The sequence below is a fragment of the Pseudomonas gessardii genome, from assembly GCF_001983165.1.
GTDB lineage: Bacteria > Pseudomonadota > Gammaproteobacteria > Pseudomonadales > Pseudomonadaceae > Aquipseudomonas > Aquipseudomonas gessardii.
Genome location: NZ_MNPU01000098.1, coordinates 1 through 4,309, shown reverse-complemented (window position 1 = coordinate 4,309; position 4,309 = coordinate 1). Strand labels below are relative to the sequence as shown.

3 protein-coding genes and 1 pseudogene are annotated in these 4,309 nt (G+C 57.6%); 3 read left to right on the top strand and 1 reads right to left on the bottom strand.

Annotated elements, in window-relative coordinates; translation table 11 throughout:
* Positions 1-298: 298 nt before the first annotated feature.
* A complete protein-coding gene (locus tag BLL38_RS29595; RefSeq protein WP_076965350.1) occupies positions 299-919 on the bottom strand; it encodes a tyrosine-type recombinase/integrase in 621 nt (206 codons plus the stop codon).
* Between the two features lie 251 nt (positions 920-1,170).
* Between BLL38_RS29595 and BLL38_RS29590 the strand changes: the two genes are divergently transcribed.
* The 3 genes and pseudogenes from BLL38_RS29590 to BLL38_RS29580 form a co-directional block, all read left to right on the top strand.
* Positions 1,171-2,949: a ShlB/FhaC/HecB family hemolysin secretion/activation protein gene (locus BLL38_RS29590; protein WP_244902338.1), complete on the top strand. Its 1,779-nt coding sequence runs from the start codon at positions 1,171-1,173 to the stop codon at positions 2,947-2,949.
* 9 nt (positions 2,950-2,958) lie between these two features.
* A complete protein-coding gene (locus BLL38_RS29585) occupies positions 2,959-3,465 on the top strand; it encodes a toxin-activating lysine-acyltransferase (protein WP_046068326.1) in 507 nt (168 codons plus the stop codon).
* 41 nt (positions 3,466-3,506) lie between these two features.
* Positions 3,507-4,181 (top strand): annotated as a pseudogene (locus BLL38_RS29580) (two-partner secretion domain-containing protein); the annotation flags it as partial.
* Between the last annotated feature and the right edge of the window lie 128 nt (positions 4,182-4,309).

Below are 4,309 nucleotides of genomic sequence, written 5' to 3'. Positions count from 1 at the left end.
GCGATATCAGCCATTTTTTGATGCATCGCTACAACTGGATTCGGCCTCACCAATTCAACGATGGGTTGGCGCCAGCGCGGGCCGAGGAAAAACTTAACGTCGTGTCCGGGATTAGTTGACCACTACAATGGCACATTAGCACACGCAAAGGCTGCTACATCATCGCTTTACGGACTCACACCGTTTTCATTAATACCCCAGAGCCGATTTGTAGCGGAAATGCCAGAGAGCCCCTTGTAATGAAGGACAGCTATTGGCCGGTTAGCGACGGCCTGACTTCGACCGTCGCTATGCATGATCAAACCTCAGTCTGTTCCGCCATCTCCAGGGCGTCATCGACCTCAATCCCCAGATATCGAACAGTGCTCTCCAGCTTCGTATGGCCGAGCAGCAACTGAGCCGCCCGTAGGTTCTTCGTTCTGCGATAGATTAGTGATGCCTTCGTACGTCTCATTGTGTGGGTGCCATACATGGCTGGATCAAGGCCTACGGCTTTCACCCAGCCTTTGACGATACGAGCGTATTGACGAGTGGATAGATGGTCTGAGGTATGTAGCCGGCTAGGAAAAAGGCAGTCCTCGCTGCGAAGTTGTGCCTGATGTATCCAGGCCACGAGAGCTGACCGTGTTTGCTCAGTGATCTCAAACTGCACTGGTCGCTGCGTTTTTTGCTGCATCACCATGGCTCGTGATGATACGTGCTCGCCATGGGCGACATCGCGCACGCGGAGCTTGGTTAAGTCGCAGGCTCGAAGCTTACTGTCGATGGCCAGATCGAAGAGAGCCAGATCCAGGGTTCTTTCCGCAATTTGAAGCCTTACTCGGATGGCCCAGATATCTCTCAGTCGGAGTGGGGCTTTCTGCCCGACCAGTTTTCCTTTGTTCCAGGGCTGACGGCCGCAGGTAGCGATGATGTTCATAACAAGTCCTCCACGTGTGGAAAGACAAGGATGGCTAATCAGAGCGACGGTCGCTCACCGGCCAAGAGTAGTCTCTTAGAGGCGTCTAAGAAGCCGGGGGGAAATTAAGTATAGGAAATTTCTCACGCGCCCTTGAACTTTAATGAGCAACAGTTGCTCATAGGGGAGTTGCCTGTCAGAGGCCATTCTTGCAGATCACGTGCCGTTTTGGTGCATGCTGCACCCGCAGGAAGATTTCACAGGGATGCGAAATGAAAGTATGTTTCCAGCCAAGGGAGTACCTGGCCCGTTTCGGTACGTTGTACTTGCCTGTTAGAAAACTGCCACCGTCCCTTCATTCTGTGGCCGTATTGTTGTTCGGTTTGATCAGCAGTTTCGGCGTGCAGGCCGCTGACCCTCCCGCACCTGCCCAACAGTTGCTATTGCAGCAGGACCGCGAGCGAGCGTTGCGCGAGCAACTTGAGCCGTCGCCGGATGTGCGCCTTGAGGCGCCGCCCTCATCCTCCGCCGGGGTTTTGCTCGAGAAGCGCGAATCCCCCTGTTTCCTGATTCGTCAGGTCGTCTTGAACGGCGAGTTGGCTGAAGATTTTCAATGGGCACTGCGCAACGCCGATCCCAAAAATGACCCGGCCACCGGTCAATGTCTGGGTGCCCAAGGCATCAACCTGACGATGAAGCGAATCCAGAATGCAATCATCGAGCGCGGGTTTGTCACGACACGCGTGCTTGCACCGCCTCAGGATTTAAACAGCGGTGTGCTGCAACTGACCCTGATTCCGGGGCGCATTCATTCCATCCGCTTCGCCGAAGGCACCTCTACCCGAGCCAATGCCTGGAACGCGGTGCCTGCCAAAACAGGTGACCTGCTGAACCTGCGTGATCTTGAGCAAGCGTTGGAAAACTTCAAACGCGTGCCCACGGCTGAGGCGGATATCCAAATCGCCGCGGCCCAGGGGATGGACGCAAAGCCGGGCGACAGTGACTTGGTTATCGCGTGGAAACAGGCACTTCCCGTGCGTTTGAGCGTGTCGGTAGATGATTCGGGAACCGACGCCACAGGTAAATACCTGGGTTCGGCTTCGGTGTCGTTGGACAACCTGCTGAGCCTGAACGATTTGTTCTACGCCAGCTTCAACCACGACTTGGGCGGGGGGGACGCGGGTAATCGTGGTTCCAAGGGCCATACCTTGCACTACTCTGTCCCCTACGGTTATTGGCTGTTTGGCGTCACGTCCAGCGAGTATGACTATCACCAGACGGTCGCTGGGGCCAACCAGGCTTACAAGTACACCGGAGAAAGCAAAAACAATGAGATCAGCGTGTCTCGCTTGCTGTATCGCGATGCCGTGCGCAAAACCACGCTCAAGCTCAGTGGCTGGACGCGCACTTCGCAAAACTATATCGACGATACCGAGATCGAAATTCAGCGCCGACGCATGGCAGGCTGGGCGCTGGGGCTGAGTCATCGGGAGTTCATCGGTACCGCCACGCTCGATCTGGGCACCAGCTATCGCCGGGGCACAGGTGCGCGCAACGCAATCGCTGCGCCTGAGGAGGCGTTTGACGAAGGGACCTCGCGTTCGCAGATCATCAACGCCGACGCGCAATTTTCCGTACCGTTTGGCCTTGCCACGCAGCGCTTGCGTTACACCGCGGCCTGGCGTGCGCAGTGGAACCGCACGGCGTTGGTGCCGCAGGATCGTTTCTCGATCGGCGGGCGCTACAGCGTGCGCGGGTTTGACGGTGAAAACATTTTGTCGGCCGACCGTGGTTGGCTGGTGCGTAACGACCTCGGCCTGGCGCTGGGCAACTCCGGGCAGGAAACCTACCTGGGTGTTGACTACGGCAAGGTGGGCGGGCCTTCAAGCCAATACCTCATTGGTGATCATCTGGCCGGGTACGTGGTGGGGTTGCGCGGTGGCTACCGGCAAGTGTCTTACGACGTGTTTGTCGGTCAACCGATCAGCAAACCCAAGGGCTTCGAGACTGCCACTACCACGGCTGGTTTCAGCCTGACGTGGTCGATGTGAGGGTTTGCCATGCAACTCGATAACCTTGAGCTGATCGCGCCGGCGTTCAGCGAAAAGCCATGGAACGAGGCCCAGGCGCTGGGTGCCGCCGTATGGCTGTGGATGCACTCGGCGAGCCATCGCGATGTGCCGCTGCACACCCTGAACGCGCTGCTGTTGCCAGCTATTGCCAACCGCCAGTTCATCATCGGCTACGAATCGGGGCGCCCGGTGTTTTACGCCGCCTGGTGTTGGTTCAGCGTCGAGGCCGAGCAGCGCTATGTGCAAAATCCTGCCATCAGCCTGCCTGCGCACGACTGGAACAGCGGCGAGCGACTGTGGTTCCTGGACTGGGTGGCACCTTTTGGTCACAGCGCCCGCCTTGCACGCTTAGTGCAGCGCCATTTGTTTGCCGACAGCCGGTTCAGCGCTCTGTATCACCGGGGCAACGAGCGCGGGTTACGGATCAAGCGGTTTCAAGGTGCTGCTCTGGCGCGCTTGAAGTGGCCGATCGCGGCCGTTGCCCGCCAATCGTAGTACTTGCGGCATTTTAGAGCTTTCAAGACACAGGGATCGTCATGAACAAACACCTCTACAGGATCGTTTTTAACAAAGCCCGTGGCCTGCTGATGGTAGTGGCCGAAAACGTGCTGGGCAGCAAAAAATCCTCAGGCACCGGGATCGGTGTTGCCCCTGTCGTCTTGAACACTGTGCTGACACTGCGTCCCCTGCGGTTCTCATTGATGGCGGCGTTGGGCTTGATCACATTGGCCTCGCCGCTGGCCTGGGGCGATATTGTGGCTGACCGTGGCGCTGCGCCCGGCCAGCAACCGGTGATTATCAACGCCGCAAACGGTGTGCCCCAAGTCAACATTCAGGCCCCGAGTGCGGCAGGGGTGTCACGTAACACCTACAGCCAGTTCGACGTTAATGCCCAAGGCGCGATCCTCAACAATGCGCGCACCAATACCCAAACTCAGCTGGGTGGCTGGATCGAGGGCAATGCGCATTTGGCCGGCGGTACGGCGCGGGTGATCCTTAATGAGGTCAACAGCAGCAACCCCAGCCAATTGCGTGGTTACATCGAAGTCGCCGGTGACCGAGCCCAAGTGGTGATCGCCAACCCGTCGGGCATCGCCTGTGACGGCTGTGGTTTTATCAACGCCAACCGTGCCACCTTGACCAGCGGCAGTGCGCAGATGCAGGACGGCCAATTGCAAGGCTACCGCGTTGAAAGCGGCAAGGTGGTTATCTGGCTCTTCGCATTTAAGGGTGTAGCTGATTTCTAAACCCTCCTGACTTCAGCAAGCACCTGGCTATGTAATTGGTTAAATTTCTAAAGCCCAAGGCGGTACCTCGTAAGTGCTCAAGTCGCCCGTTG